General features: G+C 72.4%; 18 protein-coding genes. 12 read left to right on the forward strand and 6 right to left on the reverse strand.

Features of this window, described 5'->3' with window-relative positions:
• Positions 1 to 26 precede the first annotated feature (26 nt).
• The 4 genes from EMA17_RS30720 to EMA17_RS30735 all read right to left on the reverse strand — a co-directional run bounded on the left by EMA17_RS30720 (position 27) and on the right by EMA17_RS30735 (position 7,013).
• Entirely contained in the window at positions 27 to 2,285 is a 2,259-nt protein-coding gene (locus EMA17_RS30720) for an NHLP family bacteriocin export ABC transporter peptidase/permease/ATPase subunit (RefSeq protein WP_126640419.1), read from the reverse strand.
• Positions 2,282 to 3,097, reverse strand: a complete 816-nt coding sequence (locus tag EMA17_RS30725; RefSeq protein ID WP_126640420.1) for an HlyD family efflux transporter periplasmic adaptor subunit — start codon at positions 3,095 to 3,097, stop codon at positions 2,282 to 2,284. The genes EMA17_RS30720 and EMA17_RS30725 overlap by 4 nt, the downstream gene beginning before the upstream one ends.
• Positions 3,094 to 4,560 (reverse strand): SagB family peptide dehydrogenase, encoded by a 1,467-nt coding sequence (locus EMA17_RS30730; RefSeq protein WP_126640421.1) that lies wholly within the window; start codon positions 4,558 to 4,560, stop codon positions 3,094 to 3,096. Before EMA17_RS30730 ends, EMA17_RS30725 begins: the two co-directional genes overlap by 4 nt.
• 146 nt (positions 4,561 to 4,706) lie before the next feature.
• A complete protein-coding gene (locus tag EMA17_RS30735; protein WP_126640422.1) occupies positions 4,707 to 7,013 on the reverse strand; it encodes a TOMM precursor leader peptide-binding protein in 2,307 nt (768 codons plus the stop codon).
• A 467-nt stretch (positions 7,014 to 7,480) separates the two neighbouring features.
• On the opposite strand from EMA17_RS30735, the gene EMA17_RS30740 reads away from it, so the two are divergent.
• The 10 genes from EMA17_RS30740 to EMA17_RS30780 all read left to right on the forward strand — a co-directional run bounded on the left by EMA17_RS30740 (position 7,481) and on the right by EMA17_RS30780 (position 15,984).
• Positions 7,481 to 7,861: a hypothetical protein gene (locus tag EMA17_RS30740; RefSeq protein ID WP_126640423.1), complete on the forward strand. Its 381-nt coding sequence runs from the start codon at positions 7,481 to 7,483 to the stop codon at positions 7,859 to 7,861.
• Between the two features lie 37 nt (positions 7,862 to 7,898).
• Positions 7,899 to 8,258, forward strand: a complete 360-nt coding sequence (locus EMA17_RS30745) for a hypothetical protein (protein ID WP_126640424.1) — start codon at positions 7,899 to 7,901, stop codon at positions 8,256 to 8,258.
• A gap of 144 nt (positions 8,259 to 8,402) precedes the next feature.
• Positions 8,403 to 9,518, forward strand: a complete 1,116-nt coding sequence (locus tag EMA17_RS30750) for a DUF8094 domain-containing protein (protein WP_126640425.1) — start codon at positions 8,403 to 8,405, stop codon at positions 9,516 to 9,518.
• A 78-nt stretch (positions 9,519 to 9,596) separates the two neighbouring features.
• Entirely contained in the window at positions 9,597 to 11,666 is a 2,070-nt protein-coding gene (locus EMA17_RS30755) for a B12-binding domain-containing radical SAM protein (RefSeq protein WP_126640426.1), read from the forward strand.
• Positions 11,667 to 11,675: 9 nt separating this feature from the next.
• Positions 11,676 to 11,825 (forward strand): hypothetical protein, encoded by a 150-nt coding sequence (locus EMA17_RS52030; RefSeq protein WP_160161622.1) that lies wholly within the window; start codon positions 11,676 to 11,678, stop codon positions 11,823 to 11,825.
• A 105-nt stretch (positions 11,826 to 11,930) separates the two neighbouring features.
• Positions 11,931 to 12,662 (forward strand): response regulator transcription factor, encoded by a 732-nt coding sequence (locus tag EMA17_RS30760; protein WP_246127001.1) that lies wholly within the window; start codon positions 11,931 to 11,933, stop codon positions 12,660 to 12,662.
• Positions 12,659 to 13,555: a sensor histidine kinase gene (locus EMA17_RS30765; protein ID WP_126640427.1), complete on the forward strand. Its 897-nt coding sequence runs from the start codon at positions 12,659 to 12,661 to the stop codon at positions 13,553 to 13,555. Before EMA17_RS30760 ends, EMA17_RS30765 begins: the two co-directional genes overlap by 4 nt.
• Before the next feature lie 140 nt (positions 13,556 to 13,695).
• On the forward strand, positions 13,696 to 14,238 hold the full coding sequence (locus EMA17_RS30770) for a DUF3060 domain-containing protein (protein WP_160161623.1): 543 nt from the start codon (positions 13,696 to 13,698) through the stop codon (positions 14,236 to 14,238).
• Between the two features lie 82 nt (positions 14,239 to 14,320).
• A complete protein-coding gene (locus EMA17_RS30775; protein ID WP_126640429.1) occupies positions 14,321 to 14,830 on the forward strand; it encodes a GNAT family N-acetyltransferase in 510 nt (169 codons plus the stop codon).
• Between the two features lie 425 nt (positions 14,831 to 15,255).
• Complete coding sequence (locus tag EMA17_RS30780; protein ID WP_126640430.1) at positions 15,256 to 15,984, forward strand: polysaccharide deacetylase family protein; 729 nt, start codon at positions 15,256 to 15,258, stop codon at positions 15,982 to 15,984.
• Between the two features lie 87 nt (positions 15,985 to 16,071).
• On the opposite strand, the gene EMA17_RS30785 is transcribed toward EMA17_RS30780, so the two are convergent.
• Positions 16,072 to 17,637 (reverse strand): MFS transporter, encoded by a 1,566-nt coding sequence (locus tag EMA17_RS30785; protein ID WP_246127002.1) that lies wholly within the window; start codon positions 17,635 to 17,637, stop codon positions 16,072 to 16,074.
• A gap of 78 nt (positions 17,638 to 17,715) precedes the next feature.
• Between EMA17_RS30785 and EMA17_RS30790 the strand changes: the two genes are divergently transcribed.
• On the forward strand, positions 17,716 to 18,357 hold the full coding sequence (locus EMA17_RS30790; protein ID WP_126640431.1) for a TetR/AcrR family transcriptional regulator: 642 nt from the start codon (positions 17,716 to 17,718) through the stop codon (positions 18,355 to 18,357).
• Positions 18,358 to 18,458: 101 nt separating this feature from the next.
• On the opposite strand, the gene clpX is transcribed toward EMA17_RS30790, so the two are convergent.
• Positions 18,459 to 19,736 carry an ATP-dependent Clp protease ATP-binding subunit ClpX gene (gene clpX, locus EMA17_RS30795; RefSeq protein WP_126640432.1) on the reverse strand — a complete coding sequence of 426 codons (1,278 nt, stop codon included), beginning with the start codon at positions 19,734 to 19,736 and terminating at the stop codon, positions 18,459 to 18,461.
• A gap of 176 nt (positions 19,737 to 19,912) precedes the next feature.
• Between clpX and EMA17_RS30800 the strand changes: the two genes are divergently transcribed.
• Positions 19,913 to 21,019: a TetR/AcrR family transcriptional regulator gene (locus EMA17_RS30800; RefSeq protein WP_126640433.1), complete on the forward strand. Its 1,107-nt coding sequence runs from the start codon at positions 19,913 to 19,915 to the stop codon at positions 21,017 to 21,019.
• Positions 21,020 to 21,058 lie beyond the last annotated feature (39 nt).

Here is a 21,058-nt window from a genome sequence, read left to right on the forward strand (position 1 = left end):
CGGTGGCGGGCGCGCGGCGCGCGGGGCTACAGGTCGCGGATCAATTCGGCGTACGGGCCGGGGACGCCCGCGAGGGTGTGGTGGTCGCCGCGCTGGGCGACCCGGCCCTGTTCGAGCACCACGATCTCGTCGCTGTCGCGCACCGTGGACAACCGGTGCGCGATGATCACGCAGGCGCAGCCGCGTCGGCGCAGGTTGTCGTCGATGGTGGCCTCGGTCTGCGCGTCGAGTGCGCTGGTCGCCTCGTCCAGGACCAGCACGCTGGGGTTGCGGACCAGGGCGCGGGCGATCTCCAGGCGCTGGCGCTGGCCGCCGGAGAAGTTCTTGCCGCTCTCGGCGACCGCGCTGTGGATGGTGCCCGGTCGGGCCGCGACCACGTCGTACACGGCGGCGTCGCGCAACGCGGCGACCACCGTCTCGTCCGGGATCGAGTCGTCCCACAGCGTGACGTTGTCCCGCACGGTGCCCTCGAACAGGAAGATGTCCTGGTCCACGAACGCCACCGCGGTGCCCATCACGTCGCGCGGATGGTCCCGGCGCGGCCGGCCGTCGAACAGCAGCTCGCCGCTCCACGGTTCGTACAGCCCGGCGATCAACCGGCTCACCGTCGACTTGCCGCTGCCCGAACCGCCGACCAGGGCGACCCGCCGGCCGGGGCCCACCCGCAGCGAGAAGTCGTCGAGGAGCGGTTTGCCCAACGGGCTGTAGCCGAAGGTGACATGGGACAACTCGACCCGGCCGGCGAGCACCGTGGCCGGGGCCTCGGCGTCGGACCCGGCGCGGTGCTCCCGCTCGTCGTCGAGGAACTCGGGCGCGGGCGGGAACTTCTCGATGTCCTTGAGCCGGTTGAGGTCCGCGGTCACGTCCTGCAACCTCGGCCCCAGGTTGGTCAGTTGGGCCACGGGTCGGCTGAACGAGTTGACCAGGGTCTGGAAGGCCACCAGCAGGCCGATCGACATGTGCCCGTCGATCGCCCGCAGGCCCCCGATCCACAACAGCAGACCGCTGTCCACGGCGGCGAGCAGCGGCGGCACCACGGCCAGGATCGACGTGGGCGCGCCCAGCGCCTGCTGTCCGGAGACCACCCGGGCCTGGAATCCGGCCCAGCGCTTGAAGTAGTCGCCCTCGGCGCCGGAGGCCTTCAGCGTCTCGATCAACTGGAGGCCGTTGAACGACGCCGACACCAGACCCGAGCGGTCCGCGCGCAGCCGGGCCACGGTGTCGGTGCGCATGCGCGAGACCAGTTTGAGCACCACGATGTTGAGCATCGCCACGCCGACCCCGACCAGGGTCAACTGCGCGTCGTAGGTCCACAGCAGGCCCGCGTAGACCACCACGAGCAGCATGCTGACCACCGTGGTGGCCACGTCGCGGGACAGGATCTGCGCGATGGTGTTGTTGGCGGAGACCCGCTTGCTGATCTCGGCCGGGTTGCGCTGGGTGAAGAACACCACGGGCAGCCGCAGCAGATGGCGTACCACGCGGACCGAGCTGCGGATCGAGGACGCGGACTCGACCCGCAGCAGATGGGTCTGTTGCAGCATGGTCAGCGCGATGGTGACCGCCGCCGCCAGACCCATGGACGCGAGCAGCGCGGGCAGGAACGAGTGGTCCCGGCCGGTGAGCACCCGGTCGATGAACACCCGCGTGAACGCGGGCGCGGCCAGGCCGGGCAGGATCAGCAGCAGGCTGGCCAGGAGGGCGAGCAGCAGCGCGCCGCCGCTGCTGCGATAGCGCGCGCGCAGGTCGGCGAGCAGCCGGGGCGGGTGTCCGCCGCGCCGGAACTCCGGGCCCGGCTCGAAGGTGAGCACGATGCCGGTGAACGCGACGTCGAACTCCTCGGTGGTGACCGACCGGCGGCCCTGCGCGGGGTCGTTGAGCCGCACCGTCGGCCGACCGAGCCGGCGCGTCATGCCCTCGTAGACGACGAAGTGGTTGAACTTCCAGAACAGGATGGCCGGCGGCCGGGTCCGGGCCAGTGCCGCGGTCTCCATCTGCATGCCGCGCGCGATGAGTCCGTACGAGCGCGCGGCGCGCAGCAGGTTCGCCGCCTTGGCGCCGTCCCGGGAGACCCCGCACGCGTGTCGCAACTCCTCCAGCGGGACGAATCGGCCGTGGTGGGCGAGCACCATGGCCAGCGCGGCGGCGCCGCACTCGACCCCCTCCAACTGGATGACCGTGGGCGTGCGTACCGACATCCGGCGCTCGACGGACTCGCGGCGGCGACCGCGCTCGGGCAGGGCGGGCGGTGCCTCGGCGGGCGGTGGCGAACCGGTGGTGGTCATCCGGGAAGCAGCCAATCGAGCGGGCGCTCGCCGGGCAGGCGGGCGAAGCCGGTGACGGGGGTCTGCGAGTCGATCCGGAACGGCGGGCCCGACTTGTTGGTCCAGCGGTAGCCGCTGAGCGTGCGCGGGTCGGTCTCCAGGTCCACGGTGACCCGGACCGCGCCGCCGGCGGACAACAGCCGGGCCGCGGCCTGTTGGTCGCCGCCGAGGAAGTCGGCCACCTGCTGGGCGGTGTACGGGAACTGGTCGATCGCGGTGATCCGGCCGCGCAGCAGTCCGAACGCCTGGGAGGGCGCGGACTGCACGGAGACGTCCACCTGGGTGCCCGGGCGCAACATGCCCGCGCTGCGCGGGGACACGAACAGCGTGGCCAGGAGCCGGTCGTCGTTGGCGTCGGTGCGCTCGACGGTCATGAAGGTGGTGCCGACGGAGATGTATTGGCCGCTGGAGACGAGCAGGCCGATCACCCGACCGGCGAACGGCGCCCGGACGATCTGGGTGGCGCCCTGTGCGTCGACCACGGAGAGTACCGGGGTGCCCTTGGGCACCAGCGTGGCCGAGTCGACGAACAGGTTGGACACCAGGCCGGTCTGCGGGCTCTGCACCCGCGAGACGCCGAGCGGATGGGTGAGGATGCCCGGCACCTCGACCTTGCGCGGCAGGGTGCCGCCCGCCGACCACGCGGCGGTGGCGCCGAGGAGCAGGGCCAGGGCGATCAGCAGCGCCCAGGCGCGGGTGCGGACCAGGCGGATGGGCGCGTCGAGTTCCTCGGGGGCCTTCAGTCCCTCCAGGGCCTCGCGACGGAAGTTCATGGCCGTCCCCCTCCGGGCCCGCCCGGCACGGCGGTGTTCGGCTCCGGGCCGACCGTGCCGAGCAGGAACTCGCCGACGGTTCCCTCGCGTTCCCATCGGTTGCCGGTGGCGAGGGCGAACAGGTCGGAGTCGCCGCCGCCGAGCCCGCACGCGCCCAGGCCCATCGCGGTCGCGACCAGATACATCGTCTGGTAGAGCACCCCGACGTGTTTGAGGACGAGCGCGTAGCCCATCGTCTGGTACTTCCACATCACCCGCCCGAAACGCGCGCTCACCAGCAGCACGACCTGCGGCGGCGTGCTCATCAGCGCGGTGGCGCGGGCGATCTCGGACAACCGGCCGACCGCCGGGCCGGGGTCGGCGACGTGTTCGAGGCGATGGTCCCGAGGGTCGTAGTGGTACAGGCCGGGAGGCACCCCGACCACGTTGTTCACCAGCGGATACAGCTCCAGTTCGTGACAGCGCCCGCCCGACGGGTAGGGCCGGTCGCCGACCTCCTGGCGGTCCTCGTGCAGGACGGCGCGGTTGCGTGCCGTGCGGTACAGGAACTCGCCGAGCTGCGCGAGGGTCAGCGGCCTCGTGTCGTCGTGCGCGCGCACCGAACGGCGGCCCTCCAGCACCTCGGTCAGCGGCGGATCGGTTCGGCGTACGGTGTCCGGGTCGGGGCGGGGCAGGTCGACGGTCGGTCCGTCGAACGCCGGGCGGACCACCGGCAGCGCGGGTTCGGCGGCGGCCCGCCAGTAGGTGCCGCCGTAGGGCAGGTCGTGCCGGCCGGCCCGGGTGCGCCCGTGGAACCACAACTCGTGCGGCGACCACCTGGCCCGGTCCGGATCGGCGTCCTCCTGCTCGGGATCGACCAACAGGCCGTAGCGGGACAGCAGTTCGAGGGCGCGCGCGTCACCGGGCGGCAGCGCGCCGGCGTCGTGGCGGGGCAGCGCGGCCACCAGTGCGGCCAGGGTCGGATCGAGCAGGTCGGCGGCGACCGGGGCCAACGGCGACTCCAGGACGATGTGTTCGCCCTCGCGGCGGAGCACCGCGAAGCGGGACAACCGCCGGGTCGCCGGATCGGGCGCGGTCGCGCCGCGGGCGAGCGGGGCCGGTGGGGCGAGCGGACGCAGCGCGAGGACGGGCCGGCCAGCCACCTCCAGGGTGGTGCCCAGCCACCCGCCGGCGCGCAACCGCTGGAGCAGCGCGGGCAGTTTCAGCAGGGCGCCCTCGCCGTCGCGGTCGAGCACGGCCCGGTGCAGGTCGTCCTCGCTGCTCGGGCGGTCGGCGAGCAGCGCGACGGCCGCCGCGACGCCCGGGGTCAACACGCCCAGGGACATTCCGCGCGGCCCGAGGAAGAGCAGGGTGGCGCCGGCGGCGTTGGTGCTCGCCCGCGCGCTCGGATGCAGGGCGATGCGTTCCACCGGCACCGTCGTCGCGGCGCCGGCCGCGTTCGGCGGGATACCGAGGCTGGTCATGGAACCTCCGGGGCAGGTCGAGCCGGGCCGGATCGGTTGCGCGGCGGGAGCGGCCCGGGCGGAGCGGGGCCGGCCCGGCCGAGCCGACCGGGCGCATCGAGGGCGCCGACGGTCGGATCGGACCCGGGCCACGGCACGGGACGCGCTCAGAAGAAGACGCTGTACGGGTTGAGGTCGGCCTCGGGCACCGGCTCGGCCAGCCAGCCCAGCCGTACGGGTGTGTCGTACATCCGCCCCGGGCCCAACCTGCGCCAGAAGTGCCGCAGTCCGGGCACCATCACCTTGGCCACGTTCAGGTCCAGATCGGGCAGGGTCTGGTCGAGCACGATCACCTCGAGGTCGACCGCGCGCAACCGCTCCACCGTGTCGCGGATGTCGCGCGCGATGTCGCCGCTGTGCAGGATGCCGTAGCCCTCCAGCGTGGTCCGCGGCAGATGCCGCGCGGGCAGCGCCCACGGCTCCCGCTCGGCGGTGGCGGTGTGCAGCCAGGCCAGGGTGTGCGGGTCGTCCTCCCAGTAGGCGGTGGTGCCGTCGGGGTTGCGGTTGATCACCGCGGGCAGGAACTGGTTCACCTCGGTGAGCGCGCGCAACACCGCGATCCGCACGTCCAGGTGGGCGCCGAAGCCGAGAAGGATGTCCTCCACCGGGTGGTCGGTGCGCCGGGAGACCGCGGCGAACGTGGGCACGCCCAGGTCGGTGGTGATGTCGACGACCTCCAGGGTGCGCTGCATCCCGGCGTAGAAGTCGCGCAGGCTGTCCACATACGGCTCGTGCAGCGAGTCCAGGTCGAAGCCCGGGCGCAGCGCCCGGTTGTACCACCACAGGCCGACCGCGTCCCGCTCGCAACTCTCGAACAGGCCCTGCATGACCGCCTCTTCGAGGGTGTTCCCGGAGGCGTTGCCGTTGCCGTCGCTGAAGCAGTAGAAGTGCTCGTTCAGGTCGGGGTGGCCGAACCAGGAGTAGCCGGCCGGCACCAGGCGGGGCCGGTCGTCGGTGAGCGACCAGGCCCGGGTCCAGTTCAGCCGGTGCTTCTCGTCGAATCGTTCCGGCACGATGTGCAGGCGCCCGGCCGACTCGCGGTTCCACTCCTCGCGCGTCTCGTACTGGGTCTCGGAGTAGAGCAGCAGGTCGTACGGGTGCACGGCCAGGTCGGCGCCCAACTCCTCGAACGAACCCGGCTCGGTCCGGCGGTCGCCGCGCCACACCCCCGAATAGCGCTCGATCGCCTCGCACACGCCGCTGACCCGGGCCTGGACGTCGCTGCGGCCCTTGCCGCCGCTCTGGCCGCGCAGGTTGCGGCGCAACATGCCGATGTTGGGCCCGGGCACGGCGAAGTTGTGGCTGGCCGAGTAGCTGAAGGTGACGCCGTTGTCCACGTCGTTGAGCAGGCGCAGCGCGCTGACCGCGCCGAGCAGTCGGCTGATGTGCTTCTCCAGCCGCTTGAACGTGTCGTCGGGGCGCATCGTACGGTGGCCGCCCTCGTCGTCGAACCGCACCGCCTGGTCCACGAGTTCGACCCGGGGGTCACGGTCCAGGAGCAGCGCGGGATCGCCGCAGGCGGGGCACTGCGGCTGCCGGATCAACCGGTGTTGCTCCAGCCGCCGGCTGGGTACGTGCAGCGAGACCAGCACCCCCTCGTAGCCGGAACGCCCGTCCGCCGCCAGGAGTTCGGCCGCGGCGGCGGCGACCAGGTGCGCGGACAGGCCCACCGACCAGGCGGTGGCGGCCAGGGAGGTGCGGATCGGCTCCTCGTCGACGGTGCCGTCCGGGCGCCGCCGCAGGAAGGTCTCCACCTGCTGGTTGCCCGCCAGGCGGTGGGCCAGACAGTGCCAGCAGCCGGTGCGCCCGGGGACCAGGTAGGGGCCGGTCCACACATCCGCCCCGGTCGGCTTGGCGAGCAGCCAGGGCAGCCCGGCGGCCCGCAACCGGGCGTCCATCGCGGCCAGTCGCGGGTCGAGGTAGTCGTCGGCGAGCACCACCGTCAGGTCCGGCCGGTGTCCGCCGTCGGCGGGCGCCGCGCCGGTCTCGGCCGAGGTCACCGGGGTCACCGCCGCGCCGATCTCGCGCAGCGCGGCCACCACGGCGGCGGCGTCCACGGTGCCGAGCGCGGCCACCTCGATCCGAGCCCCCCGCAGCCGATGGGCGGCCTCGACGGCGTCCAGGCCCAGGCTCTCCCAGGCCGCGGCCCCGGCCCGGTCGTCGCTCGCCGCGCCGTCCACGAGGTGGCCGAAGCGCTGGAACTTCGAGATCGCGAACACCACTTCGCCCATCGTGAAGCGCTCGGCGAGCTTCTCGGTGATCTCGGCGATGGTGTGCGTGCCGTCGAGATACGGCAACACGGCCGCGACCGCCTTGCCCTGGACGAGGTAGTGGCCCTCCTCGCACAGGAGGAAGACCCGATCCGTACCGAAGGGGCGAGGGACGAGATGTGCCTTGAGTCGAGGCAGGTCCACGAATTCTCTCCCGGCGTAGTCGAATTTCCGGCAGCTTTTCCGGCGGCGGTGCCCTGCGGCCGTCGCCCGGTAATTGTTAGCGGCGCCCCGGGCGTCGGGACAAGGTCGTTCCGGCGAAATTCCGCTGTTTCTCCGGTGTGTTCGTATTGAGCCAGGGGGGTGCCCGCGTGAGTTCTATCGGAGGTACCCGCCTAACGTTGGGGGGTACCCCGATTGTCCTGCCGGCAGGCGGTGTTGGGGTACGGGAGGTGGGGCGCAGGGCTTGGGGGAGGGATGCCGAAATCATGGGATCCGGCAATTATGGATTCGGGCATTGACGGTTCCTCGGCGTGCTCCGCATGCTTCCGGTATTGCAGCCGAACCGATCCGGACCCGATCCGAACGTGCCTCGAATCCGAGGTGAATCCGAGGCCGAACGGGCGGAATTCGCTGCAGATCCCGAAGTCGGACCAACGAGGGAGACTCAGATGGAGCCCAGGGACAGGGCCGCGTTCGTCAGGTCCTACACGAAGGTGCTCACCGCCGCCTGGTCGGACGACGAGTTCGCGAGCCGGCTGGAGAACGACCCGCGTGCCGCGCTCGCCGAACACGGCCTCGAACTGCCCGCCGGCGCCTCGGTGCGCATCATCCGCAACGTCGAGGGCGAGCCCGACCTCGACGGCCAGGTCACCCTGTGGGAGGCCGGCACCGTGTCCGGCACGTACGAGCTGCGCGTGCCCAACTCGCCGCAGATCGAGCTGCGCGAACTGTCCGAGGCCGACCTCGAATCGGTCGCCGGCGGCACCATCGAGACGCGCGACGACACCACGTACTGCTGCTGCTGTTCCCCGTGCTGCTGCTGCACCTGACGGCGCGCCGCGGCACGGCGCAGGGAGAGGACGGCTCATGGAGCCCAGGGAAAGGGCCGCGTTCGTCAGTTTCTACGCCAAGGTGTTGACCGCGGCGTGGTCGGACGACGAGTACGCGGCCCGGTTGGAATCGGACCCGCGAGCCGCCCTCGCGGAGATGGGCTTCGAACTGCCCGCAGGGGCCACGGTGCGCATCACGCGTGAGGCCGGAGGGGAACCCGACCTCGAGGCGCAGGTGCACGCCTGGGCCGAGGGCATGAAGACCGGTCGATACGAACTGTGGGTCCTGGACTCGCCGTTGCTGGAGACGCGCGAGCTGTCCGAGGCTGATCTCGACTCGGTGGCGGGTGGCGACGCGTACAGCTGCTCCTGCTCACCGTGCTGCACCAGCACCTGATCGACCCGGCCCGACGGCCCCGGTGCGCGGGAGGCCCCCGTCCTCCCGCGACACCGGAGCCGCCCCACGGACCGGCCCGGGGCGTGCCGTCGCCCCGGAACTCGCCCCGGAATTCGACCGGCCACTGACCCGAGGTGGAGACCCATGCCCGGACCGACCGCGCCGGACGCGCGCGCACCGCACCCCTTCGGGGCACGCGTGACCCACCCGCCCGTCGGCCCCCGCCGCCGGGCGACTTCGGCCGTTCGCCGCCGGGCGGCCACGCTCGCCTGCGCCCTGCTCGTGGCCGGCGCCGCACTGGCCGGATGCGGGGAGGGCACCGCCGACCCCAAGCCCGCGGCGCCCCGGGCCGACGCGCCCCCGGTGGGGGTGGAACAGGCCACCCGCCTGCTCCAGGAGTATTCCGCGGCCAACACGCGGATCAACACCGGCCTGGACCCGGCCGGGGTCGACGCGATCGAGATGCCGCCCGCCTCCACCGGCAGCAAGGCGGGCCTCCAGGTGGCCAAGACCCAGGCGGTTGCGGTGCCGACGACGGGATACGTGCATCCGCGCTTCGTCTTCCCGCGCCAGAGCGGGTATCCGAAGTTCTTCGTGGCGATCACCCAACTGCTGCAATCCGACACGGTCTCCCCGTCGCCCAAATACCTGCTGTTCGTCCAGGAGCACGACGGCGCGTCGTGGAAGGTCGCCTACTACCCGTTCGTCACCGACCGTTCGGAGATCCCGGACCTGGACCAGGACGCCGCCGGCGGTGCTCCCGCGGTCACCGACGGCGCCGGACTGCTCGCCGACCCCGCCGCCCTCGGCCGCGCCTACCAGGACTACGCCCAGGGCAAGCGCGACCCCAAGGTGCCGCTGTCGCCCACCAAGACGCTCACCGGACAACTCACCGGCGGGTGGACCGCCGGCGTCCAGGCCCTGCGCGCCAAGGGCGGCATCCTGGAGCGCGCCATCGTGCCCGACGGACCCCGATACCCGACGTATCTGCTGCGCACCCGCGACGGCGGCGTGCTCGCCTTCACCGCCGTCCAGGTCCGGGACACGATGACCTCCTCGGGCGGCAAGGACGGTGTGCCTCTGGACGCGGGCAGCCGTGAGGCCGCGCTGGCCGGCAGCCCCGAGGGGACCCGGGCGGCGCAGTACGTGGTCACCCGCCTCATCGTCTCGCTCAGCCACATCCCACCCGCCTCGGCACCGGGTACCGGCGTGCAGCTGATCGCCTACGGCGACTACGCCCTGTCGGTCGCGGCCGGCTGAGCCCCGACCCGGTCCGCGAACCCCCGCCCCGCGCGCCTCGGCGAACCCCCGTCCACCACGCCGCAGAGAGGACCCCGGATGTCGTCGCCCGCCGCACCGGCCCGCCGCCGTGAGGTCCACCTGGTCGAGCTGACCGTGATGCCGGGGGTGCGCTACAGCGCCGTGCTCGGCCAACTGCACGCGGCGGCCCGGGCGGACCCGGAGCTGGCCGCCGCGGTGACCTTCCACAAGCACGTACACCTCCAGCGCGGCGCCGCCGATCGGGACCGCGTCGCGCACGCGGTCCTGGACCGGCTCGACGACCCGCTCGTGATCGCCTTCACCGTCTACTTCTGGAACCGGGCACGCACCCTGGAACTGGCCCGCCGGGTCCGGGAACGCTGGCCGCGCTGTCGGGTCGTGGTCGGCGGCAACGACGTCACCCACCAGCAGCGCGCGCTGTTCGCCGAGGCGCCGTGGGTGGACGTACTGGTGCACGGCGAAGGGGAGTTGCGCTTCCGGGACCTGCTGCGCCACTTCGTCGCGCACCCCGACGCCGCGCTCACCGACCCCGCGCTGCGGGCCGCGCTGGCCGAGGTGCCCGGGATCAGCCTGCGCGGCCCCGACGGCGCGCCGGTCGACACCGCCGAAGCGCCGCGGGTGACCGACCTGGACGCGCTGCCGTCGCCGCTGCTCGACCCCGAGGTGTGGTCGGACGAGGACCTGGCCGCCTCGCGCATGATCGTCTACGAGACCAACCGCGGCTGCCCGTACTCCTGCGCGTTCTGCTACTGGGGCGGCGCCACCAACTCCAAGGTGCGTCAGTACTCCCTGGATCGCATCCGGGCCGAACTGGAACGGATCGTCGCACACGCCGGCAACGGCACCCAACTGTTCATCGCCGACGCCAACTTCGGCATCCTGCCGCGCGACACCGAGATCGCCCGGCTCCTGGTCGAGTTGTGCGCGAGCCGGCGCAAACGGCTGCTCGTGATGACCAACTGGGCCAAGAACACCAACGGTCGCGTGGTCGAGATCGCCTCGATCCTGCACCGCGCCGGCCTGACCGGCGCGATCACGCTGTCGGCGCAGTCCTTCGACGCCGAGGTGTTGCGGCTCGCCAACCGGACCAACATCCGGGTGGACAACTACCGGCGCATGCAACGGCAGTTCCGCGATCGCGGGATCCCCACCTACACCGATCTGATCTGGGGCATGCCCGGCGAATCACTGGCCACTCACCTGGACGGCGTCGAGGAGGCGGTCGCCTCCGGCGGGTCGCCGGTGGTGTATCCGCTCCTGCTGCTGAACAACACCGACTACACCCACGCGCGCTTCCGCGACGAGCACGCGCTGATCACCCGCCGCATGCCGTGCGATCCCGGCAACACCGACCTGATCGCCGACGTGGTCACCGGCCACTCCCGGATGGACTTCGCCGACTGGCTGCGCGGCATGGAACTGCGCATCCCGCTCACGCTGTTCCACAAATGCCTGCTCCGCTGCACGCTGCGGGTGCTGGCCCGGGCCGCCGGCGCCCGGACCGTCGACCTGGTCGCCACGCTCGGCGAACACCTGCGCGCGGGCGGCCCGGACCCCATCGCCGCCTTCTGGTACGCCGACTACACCCGCTCGTGGCGCGAGCCGGACCGTTTCCCGCGCGAGGCGCTGTACGCCGAACTGGGCACCGAGCCGATCCACGAGGAGGTGCACTACCAGGCGATCCTGCACCGGATGGTGCGCACCCCCGAGCGTGCCCGCCGGCACGCGCACGCCGCCGTCGACGTGCTGTACGAACACCTGGGCGCCGCCGCGCTGCCCGACCGGGCCGACCTGGACGCGGTGATCGAACTCGACCTCGCCGCCGCCTCGGTCTTCCGGGCCGGCATCCACCAGGTGGCCGAGACACACGAGTTCGCGGTGCCCGCCGCGCTGTGGGCGATCCTGCGCGAATACGGCGACGTGCCCGAGGCGGCCGGCGAGGGGAGCGCCGACGACCTCGGAGCGGGCGTGGTCCGCGGCACCGTCACCGTCCCGGCGTTTCGCACCCATTACCCGTTCAGCCCCTACGCCCTGTCGGTCTGGCACGGCAGCGGACGCCCGATCCACGACTGCACGACCACCGCCGTCGCCACCCCCGCCGAGGCCGTCGAGCCCGCGCGCCACTGAGGGATCGCCATGACCCGCAACGTCCGTGCCGCCGTCCCGATGATCTACGCCGTCGCCATCGTGGTCGGCTTCCTGATCGACACCCGGGTCGGGATCGCCGTCTGTGTCGTCGGCGGCATGCTCGTCGGCCTCGCCTACACCGTGCTGCGCCGCTCCTGAACCGCGTCGGCCGCCGCCCCGGCGTGCGTGGCCCACGACCACCGGAATCCCGTCGCACGTGCCACCGCGTCCCCTATCCTCGTCCCGGACACGGGGGTGGGCACGGTGACAGTGGACGAGACGAAGCGGCCCGCGGTGCTGCTGGCCGACGACGACGTCGCCATCACCGCGCAACTGGGGCCGCTGTTGGAACGCTCCGGATTCGACGTCCGGATCGTGCACGACGGCGCGGCGGCGCTCACCGCCGCCGGCGCCGCACCGGCCCCGGACGTCATCGTCCTGGACGTGCTGATGCCGCTCCTCGACGGGCGTGAGGTGTTGCGCCGCATCCGGCGCTCCGGCGCGTGGATCCCGGTCATCCTGCTGACCCAGGTCGGCGAGTCCACCGAGCGTGCCATGGCCCTGGAGGAAGGGGCCGACGACTACCTCAACAAACCGTTCGATCCGTACGAACTGGTGGCCCGCATGCGGGCGTTGTTGCGCCGCTCCGGCCGCGGCCTGCCACCCCTCGCCGGCGCGCGCACGCTCCGGGCCGGCGAATTGCGGGTGGACCGGACCGCCCGCCGGGCCTGGCTGGGCGAGCGGGAGTTGACGCTCACCCCCAAAGCCGGCGCGCTGCTGGACTACCTGGTCACCCATCCCGACGAACTGCTCTCCCGCGAAAGGCTGATGGAGGTGCTGTGGGGGTGGGAATCGGCCAGCACGACGCGGGCGGTGGACAACCGGGTGGCGGAACTGCGACGGGTGCTCGGCGACGACACCGCGGCGCCGCGCTGGATCGAGACGGTCACCGGCGAGGGATACCGGTTCGTCGCGCGTGTCGAGGCGGCCGAGTGAGCCGCCGCCGCCGGATCGTCCTGCTCGGCGCGGCGGCGGTGGCCTACCCGGCCGCCGTGACGGCCGCCGCCGTCTTCGCCGACGACCTGCGCGTCTACGTGCGCTTCGCCCCCGCCCTGGGGGTGGCGGTGCTCGGTCTGCTCGCCGCCGGCGCCACCGCGGCCGTCGTCGTGGCGCGCCGGCGGGTCGCCGAGGCCGCGGCGCGCGCCCGCGCCGCGGCGGCGGCCGAACACCACCGCTTCCTGCGCCGGTTGGACCACGAGCTGAAGAATCCGCTCACCGCGATGCGCCTGGGCCTGGCGAATCTCGCCGCCGACGGGGACACGGGTCCCGACGGTCCGCTCGCCGGCGTGGGGGAGCAGGTCGCCCGGCTCGCCCGGATCACCGGCGATCTGCGCAAGCTCGCCGACATCGAATCCCGCCCGCTGGAGCGGCTGGCGGTGGACGTGGCCGTACTGCTCGACGCCGCCGGCGAGACCGGCCGCGACCTGCCCGGCGGCGCCGACCGGCGGATCACCGTCTCGGTGCCGCGTGTGCCGTGGCCGCTGCCGACCCTGGCCGGCGACCCCGACCTGCTCGAACTGGCGTTGGAGAACCTGGTCGGCAACGCGGTCAAGTACAGCGACCCGGGCTGCGCGATCGAACTGCGCGCGTTCGAGGAGGACGGCTACGTGGTGGTCGAGGTCGCGGACACCGGACGCGGCATTCGCGCCGACGAACTGCCCACCGTGTGGGAGGAGTTGGTCCGAGGCAGCGACGCGCGCGGCACCCCGGGCAGCGGCCTGGGGCTGGCCCTGGTACAGGCCGTCGTGCTGCGCCACGGCGGTCGTACCGAACTGCGCAGCCTGCCCGAGTCGGGCACCGTGGTGCGCCTTCGGCTGCCCACGTCGTGAGGGTGTGTCGGAACCGGGCATCCGTGTCGCAGACCTGGTGGACGGCTGCCACACCGCTGCGACAGCCGTTCCCTAACGTGGTGGGCACAGGCCGAACCGGCCCTCGGAACCGGCCTTTCCACATGGGGGAGAGAACTCGGATGCGTATTCGTACTGTGCTGCCCGCGATCGTGCTGACCGCCGGTGTCGTCGTCGGCGCCACCGCCTGCGAGGCGGGCGTGGAGAAGAAGGACAAGGCCGCGCCCGCCACCACCGCCCAGAGCACCGGTACGCCGGCGCCGACCTCGGCGAGCGAGCGGCCGAGCGCCTCGACCACGCCGAGCACGCCGACCACGCCGGTGGCGCCGAAGACCGGCAAGGCCGACCCCTCGACGCCGGCCGCGCCGATCACGCCGAAGGGGAACGACACGATCGTGATCTCCGGCAGCGGCGCGAAGCCGACCACCGACTGCACCGGCCGTGACGTGCGGATCGAGGGCACCACGATCGCCCTCACGCTCACCGGCTTCTGCAAGAGCCTGACCGTGACGGGCGGCGATGGCGACAGCATCGAGGTGGCCTGGTTCGACAGGATCACCGTCTCCGGCACGAACCACCTGGTGATGTACGGCGTGAAGCCGGACGGCAGCGTGCCGCAGATCAGCGACAACGGGCTGAGCAACCGGATCACCAGCAGGGGATGAGGGGACGGGCGGCCGCGACGGTGGGGGGCGGCCGCCCGTCCCGGAAGGTCTTCGGCGCGGCGCGTGTGATTCGCTGTTCGTCATGAGCATCACCTGGAGCACACGCGTCGAGACCGACGCCGACATTCCCGCGGTCCGCGCCATCGTGCGGGCCGCGTTCGGGTCACCCGCCGAAGCCGACCTCGTGGACGCGCTGCGGAGCGACCCGGCCTGGATCCCGGGCCTGTCCGTGGTCGCCGTCGCCGACGACGACCGGCCGGTGGCGCACGCGCTGCTCACCCGCTGCCACATCGACGACCGGCCGGCGCTGTGCCTGGCGCCGGTGGCGGTGTTGCCCGAACACCACAAGACCGGCGCCGGGTCGGCGGTCGTGCGTGCGGCGCTCGCGGCGGCGAAGGAGTCGGGCGAGCGGCACGTGGTCGTCCTGGGGCACCCGGAGTACTACCCGAGGTTCGGTTTCACCCGCGCGTCGGCGTACGGCATCGGCCTGACCGTCGAGGTCCCGGACGACGCCCTGATGGCGCTGACGCTGGACGCCGACGAGCCGCTGCCCGGCGGGACCGTCCACTACGCCGGCCCCTTCGGAATCTGATCGGTCGTCAGCGTATTCGGCGCGCTCTCTTCGGAGGGGGCGCCGTTTCGTCTTTTCGGGGGTATTTCGCTTTTTGATTTCTTGGAGAAATATCGAGGAAACGTTTCTCTTGGTGATCGATACGGTCGATGAATGTTCGGTCGTGCACGATTATGAGCGATGTGTGATCGGCTGGTCAAGTCCGTGAGCAGGTGGAATACCGCACAGTCAGAGATCGAACACATACAGCTACGCTGGATCCGGGCCGTCGGTGTCGGAACCGAAAGGCTCTGCCGTGTGCGTGTTCCGGATGGATTCCGTTCACGGACGGTTCATTCCGTCAATTCCGCTCCCGTGCGGCTTCCCCATTCCGCCGCGGTGATATCCCGGCCGGAAAAAACGTCACTGCACGACGATCCACGCTCCACCGAAAGGAACGACCCGCGATGCGTAGCCTTCACACCGGTCACCCCCGAGCACGCCGTCGCCGCCTGGCGATCCTCACCGCGTTACTCGTGTGCGTGGCCACGGCCTGGATCGGCTCCCCGGCCGCCACGGCGGCCCCCGCCGCCGGGCCGGTGAGCCCGGCCCTGGTCACCACGACCGCCCACCCCGGCAACCAGGTGGCGCTCACCTTCGACGACGGGCCCAGCCCGCAGTACACCCCCCAACTGCTCCAGGTGCTGAGGAAGCACCAGGTCAAGGCGGTGTTCTGCCTGGTCGGCGAGCAGGTCGAGTGGCAGCAGGCGCAGGTGCGCGCGATCGTCGCCGACGGCCACACCCTGTGCAACCACACCTACCGCCACCGCGACCTCACCGCGGTCTCCCCGGCCGAGATCGAGGCCGACATCAAGCAGACCGACGCCCAAATCCGCGCCGCCGTACCCGGTGTGGAGATCCCGTACTTCCGGGCGCCGTACGGCAACTGGGGCCAGTCGCCGGCCGTCGCCGCGAACCTCGGCCTGCGTCCGCTGAGTTGGACCCTGATGCCCGGCGACTGGGAACTGCCCGGCACCGACGTGCTGCTCCAGCGACTGCGGGACGGCATCACCCCGACCGGGGTGGTCACCCTCCACGACGCGGGCGGCGACCGGCAGCAGACCGTGGACGCGGTGGACCGGCTGATCCCCGAATTCAAGGCCAAGGGCTGGAACTTCGACCTGCCGGCGCGCTGACCGTCACCCCTTCGAGGGCCCGGTTCGGCGCCGAGCGTGAGCGGGCACGCTCGGCGCCGAACCGCCGCCCGCCGGCGGTCCGGACGCTCAACGCGCGGCGCGGTCCGCCGGCGTCCGGATCCGCAGCGCCGTCGGGACGGCGATCAGCGCGAGCAGGGCGGTGAGCCCGAACGTGACGCCGAGGGCGGTACCCAGGCCCGCGCCGTGCGCGTGGGCGAGGGCGACCGCGCCGCCGCCGAGGCCGCTGAGCACGGCGACGGCGAACGTCTGGGACAGCTGCAACGCCGCACCGGTGCGGCCCTGTTGGTCCGCCGGCGCCTGGGCGAGCACGGCGGCCGACGAAGCGTTGTACGCCACGCCCATGCCGAACCCGCCGATCGCCCAGCCCAGTACGGCCACCAGCGGCGGGATCGTGTCCACCAGGACGGCGCCGGCCAACAGCGCGATGCCCCCGCACAACACGATGCTGCCGAGCACGGCGTGGGTCGGGCGCAGCCGGGCACCGTGCCGGTCGTCCCAGCGGGCTTGCAGGGCCGATCCGGCGACCCAGGTCAGCGCGCCCGCCGACAGTCCCAGGCCGGCCTCGATGGTGCCCAGTCCGCGCAACTCGGTCAGCCCGAGCGGCAGGAAGGTGTCGGCGCCGAAGTAGGCCCCCGCCAGCAGCCAGCGCATGGCCACGCCCGCCGGCAGCCCGCGCCCGGCACGGATGGTGCCCGGCGGGGTCAGGGCCCGATAGGCGAGCACGGCGACGACCGCGCCCGGTACCGCGAGCACGATCACCGGGATCAACGCCGTGAACTCGAACGCCGCGATCATCACCCCGGTCCCGGCCGCGAGCGCCAGGCTCAGGGTGAGATCGGGCAGCCGCCGCAGTCCGCGCCCCCGCGCCGCGTCGCCGGCCCCGCCCGCGGTCTTCGCCGGTTCGCTCCCGGATCCGCCCAACCCGTGCAGCGCGGGCAGGGCGAGCACGGCCGCGAGTACGACCGGAATCGGCAGCAGCAGGAACAGCGCGCGCCACGAGAGCCGATCGGCCAGCGCACCGGCCACGACGGGGCCGACCAGCGCGGGCAGGGTCCAGGCGGAGGAGGTCAGCGCGACCATGCGGGCCCGCAGGTGGTCCGGGTAGACCAGGCCGATCACCAGGTACGCCAGGCCCATCACGGCGCCGACGCCCAGGCCCTGGACGAATCGACCGACGACGAAGACCCACCAGGTGGGCGCGACCCCGGCCAGTACGCAGCCTGCGGCGAGGAGCGCGAGGGCCGCCGCCAGAGGGCGCCGGGGGCCGAGCCGGTCGCCCGCCCCGCCCGCGACGACCGCGCCGAGCACACCGGCCAGCATCAACGCGGACAGGCCCCAGCCGTACGAATCCAGACCGTCGAGGCGGCGGGCGATGCGGGGCATGATCGCGACGACGCCCATCGCCTCGAAGGCGACCAGACCCACCGAGATCAGCAGGCCCAGGGACAACGCGCGGTGGTCCCGGTCCCAGACCCCGGCACGACCCGGGGGCCTCGGGGGAGGGCCGGCCTCGCCGGGGGGTTCGGGGGCGCGCTTCCCGTCGAGATCCGCGGGGTCCGGGGCGGGGTCCTGGCGCGGGTCCGGGTCCGGGTGGGGGTGCGGTTCGAGTTCGCGTTGCCGTTCGGCTGCCAAGGTCGGCTCCCGGGTCGATTCCTATTTATGTTCCGTTCCGGAACAGAACGATATTAGACCCGATCTATACTCGTGACCATGGCCACCTCCGATGTCCGACCGATCACGACCGGTCGCGGTCGTCCCCGCGACCACCGCATCGACGAGGCGGTCCTCGCGGCCACCATGCGATTGCTCGAAGAGGGCGGCTACGCCGACTTCACCCTCGAAGGCGTCGCGGTGCGGGCGGGCACCACCAAACCGGCGATCCGCCGCCGCTGGCCGTCCCGCCGGCACCTGGTGATCGACGCCCTGGTGACCGCGATGGGCGAGGCTCCCACGCCCGACACGGGATGCACGCACTGCGATCTGATCGTCGGGATCGCCACCCTCACCACGGCCTTCGCCGGACCGGGCACACGGCGGGTGTGGCCGGCCCTCGTCGCGGACCTGGCCGCCGATCCGGCGCTGGCCGAGACGTTCTTCGCCCGACTGTTCGATCCGCGCCGCGCCACCACGACCGAGGCGCTGCGGCGGGGGATCGCGCGCGGCGACATCAGGCCGGACACGGATCTGGACCTGCTCCTGGACCTGCTGGCCTCCACCACCTACTACCGGGCGCTGTTCGGCCACCTCCCGATCACCGACACGCTGGCCGAGGACATCGTGATGATCGTGATGTCCGGCGTGGCCACGGACGCCTGGCGGGCGGAACACGAGCGTCGGCACACGCACGGCTGAGCACTCGGACGGCGGCCGGGTTCGCGTCGGGAGCCGGCGGCCGGGTCGGCGTCGTCGGGCGGCGTGTCCACCGGGTCGGCGTGCGGTGCGACGTACCCCCGCTACGCGGACTTCTCGTGCGGAGGTCGCCGCAGGATCACGATCGGCTCGACGCCCTCGGTCACCGTGCGCTCGTTGATCACGACCTTGGCCACATCCGTGCGGCCGGGGATGTCGTACATGATCGGACGCAGGACGAGCTCCATGATCGCCCGCAGTCCCCGGGCGCCGGTGCCGCGCACGATGGTCCGGTCGACGATGGCCTCCAGCGCCGCGCGACTGAACTCCAGTTCGACGTCGTCCATCAGGAACAACTTCCGATACTGCTTCACCAGCGCGTTGCTCGGCTCGGTGAGCGTGCGCAGCAGGGCGCTCCGGTCCAGGCTCGTCACCCGCGCGACGATCGGCAGTCGGCCGACGAACTCGGGGATGAGGCCGAACCCGATCAGGTCGGCCGGCATGACGCCGGCGAACACGTCGCCCTCCGGGACGGCGGACCGGGTGGGTCGGGTGGGCGGTTCGGCGGCGAAGCCCATGCCGCGTCTGCCCACCCGTTCGTCGATGATGCGCTCCAGTCCGGCGAACGCGCCGGCCACGACGAACAGTACGTTCGTCGTGTCGATGTGGATGAACTCCTGGTTGGGGTGCTTGCGCCCGCCCTGGGGCGGCACCGCGGCGACGGTGCCCTCCAGGATCTTCAGCAATGCCTGCTGCACACCCTCACCGGAGACGTCGCGGGTGATCGAGGCGTTCTCGCCCTTGCGGGCGATCTTGTCGATCTCGTCGATGTAGACGATGCCGGTCTCGGCGCGCGGGACGTCGTAGTCGGCCGCGCGCAGCAGTTTGAGCAGGATGTTCTCGACGTCCTCGCCGACGTAGCCGGCCTCGGTGAGGGTGGTCGCGTCGGCGATGGCGAACGGCACGTCGAGTAACTTCGCCAGGGTCTGGGCGAGGTAGGTCTTGCCGCAACCGGTGGGCCCGAGCAGGAGGACGTTGGACTTGGCCACCTCGACCGCGCCGGCCCGGTGGTCGGCGGCCCGGACCCGCTTGTAGTGGTTGTAGACGGCGACCGCCAACGTGCGCTTGGCGGCCTCCTGTCCGATCACGTATCGACCGAGGAAGCGGTGGATCTCGGCCGGGACCGGCAGGTCGCCGCTCCGGGGCGCGTCGTGGTCCGGGACCGGGACCGGCTCCTCGTCGATCAACTCGTTGCACAGGCCCACACATTCGTCGCAGATGTACAGGCCGGCGGGTCCGGCGACGAGTTTTCGCACCTGCTTTCGGGTCTTCGCGCAGAAGGAGCACTTCATCAAGAATTCACCGTCGCCGATGCGTGCCATGACCTCGGACCCGTCCCCTCCGGCGCGCGGCCGAATGTGCGCCGTGCCGGTGTTCGGACCCGGCCGGCGCACGTCAAGTGGTCGCAACAGATGGTCTCACCATCCGGATAGTACGGTACTTTGACCGTCGGGGAACGGCGGTGCGCTCGGGCGGGGGCGTCCGGACAGGGAGAGCGATGGCCCGGCTGAGCAGGGCGGAGACGCAACAGCGCACGCGGGACAAGGTATTGGCCGCCGCTCGCGCCGAGTTCGCCGAATTCGGCTTCCGGGCCGCCCGAATCGACGCCATCGCCGAACGCGCCGCGCTCACCCGAGGCGCCGTCTACTCCAACTTCCCCGGCAAACGTGCGCTCTACCTGGCGGTCCTGGCCGAACTCGCGGAACGCCCGGCCGAGTTCGCGTCGGCGCCGCCGGGCACGACCATGCGTGAGGCGTTGGGCGCGCTCGCCGGGGCCTGGGTGGCCCGGCTGCCGCACGCCGACACCGATCCGCACGACCTCGCCCGGCTCGGCTCGGACCTGATCCCCGAGGTCCTGGCCGATGAGCGCATGCGCCTGCCGTATCACCAACTGATGAACCTGGAAGCGCTGTTGGTGGCGCTCGCGCTGGAGAGCCTGGACCCGCCCGAGACGGTGCCCGGGGCACCGCCGGCCCGGCGCGTGCGGTTGGCGGAGACGGTGCTCACGGCGCTGCACGGCGCGAGCCAAATGGCCGCCTTGGCACCGGGGTTCGTGGAGCCGTTCGATATCGTCACGGCCTGCGAGCGGTTGGCCGGACTGCGGCTCGACGACTGGTGGTCGCCGCCGGCCGTGGTCGCGCCCGCGCATCGGATGGACGAACGTTGGGTGCCGCCGGCGGCGTTCGACCTGGTTCGGGCCGCGCCGGCCGATCTGCTCGACGACGGCGTGGTGGCGATCCTGGGTCTGCATCGACTCGCCGCCGCCGAGCAGTCGATACGCGCCACGCCGCCCGGCGCGGCGGTGACCGTGGTCATGGTGACCGCGGATCCGCGGGAGACCACCCCGCTGGCCCGGTTGATCCTCGCCGAGTTGTGCGACTGCCTGCGGCGGGCGTTCCCGCCCTCGGCCCGGCCGCGGCTGCGGGTGGTGTGCGACGAATCCGGCGCGGTCGCGGCGGCGGCCGGGGTGTCGGCGGTAAGCGACGCGACCGAGACGGCGATCCGCGTCGGCGCCGGCCGGATCCGCACCCGAGCCGAGGGGTTCGGCGCCTGCCACGCGGCGGCGTCGACGGTACCCGCGCCGACACCGTCCGCCACCGGCTGACACCGGCCCGGCCGCCCCGAACGACCCGGCACCGCGCCG

The sequence above is a fragment of the Embleya hyalina genome (genome assembly GCF_003967355.1).
Taxonomy (GTDB): Bacteria; Actinomycetota; Actinomycetes; order Streptomycetales; family Streptomycetaceae; genus Embleya; species Embleya hyalina.

Coding starts and splice junctions, on each gene's coding strand:
- EMA17_RS30720 (WP_126640419.1), bottom strand. CDS start 2,285: ATGACCACCACCGGTTCGCCACCGCCCGCCGAGGCACCGCCCGCCCTG.
- EMA17_RS30725 (WP_126640420.1), bottom strand. CDS start 3,097: ATGAACTTCCGTCGCGAGGCCCTGGAGGGACTGAAGGCCCCCGAGGAA.
- EMA17_RS30730 (WP_126640421.1), bottom strand. CDS start 4,560: ATGACCAGCCTCGGTATCCCGCCGAACGCGGCCGGCGCCGCGACGACG.
- EMA17_RS30740 (WP_126640423.1), top strand. CDS start 7,481: ATGGAGCCCAGGGACAGGGCCGCGTTCGTCAGGTCCTACACGAAGGTG.
- EMA17_RS30745 (WP_126640424.1), top strand. CDS start 7,899: ATGGAGCCCAGGGAAAGGGCCGCGTTCGTCAGTTTCTACGCCAAGGTG.
- EMA17_RS30750 (WP_126640425.1), top strand. CDS start 8,403: ATGCCCGGACCGACCGCGCCGGACGCGCGCGCACCGCACCCCTTCGGG.
- EMA17_RS30755 (WP_126640426.1), top strand. CDS start 9,597: ATGTCGTCGCCCGCCGCACCGGCCCGCCGCCGTGAGGTCCACCTGGTC.
- EMA17_RS52030 (WP_160161622.1), top strand. CDS start 11,676: ATGACCCGCAACGTCCGTGCCGCCGTCCCGATGATCTACGCCGTCGCC.
- EMA17_RS30770 (WP_160161623.1), top strand. CDS start 13,696: ATGCGTATTCGTACTGTGCTGCCCGCGATCGTGCTGACCGCCGGTGTC.
- EMA17_RS30775 (WP_126640429.1), top strand. CDS start 14,321: ATGAGCATCACCTGGAGCACACGCGTCGAGACCGACGCCGACATTCCC.
- EMA17_RS30780 (WP_126640430.1), top strand. CDS start 15,256: ATGCGTAGCCTTCACACCGGTCACCCCCGAGCACGCCGTCGCCGCCTG.
- EMA17_RS30790 (WP_126640431.1), top strand. CDS start 17,716: ATGGCCACCTCCGATGTCCGACCGATCACGACCGGTCGCGGTCGTCCC.
- clpX (WP_126640432.1), bottom strand. CDS start 19,736: ATGGCACGCATCGGCGACGGTGAATTCTTGATGAAGTGCTCCTTCTGC.
- EMA17_RS30800 (WP_126640433.1), top strand. CDS start 19,913: ATGGCCCGGCTGAGCAGGGCGGAGACGCAACAGCGCACGCGGGACAAG.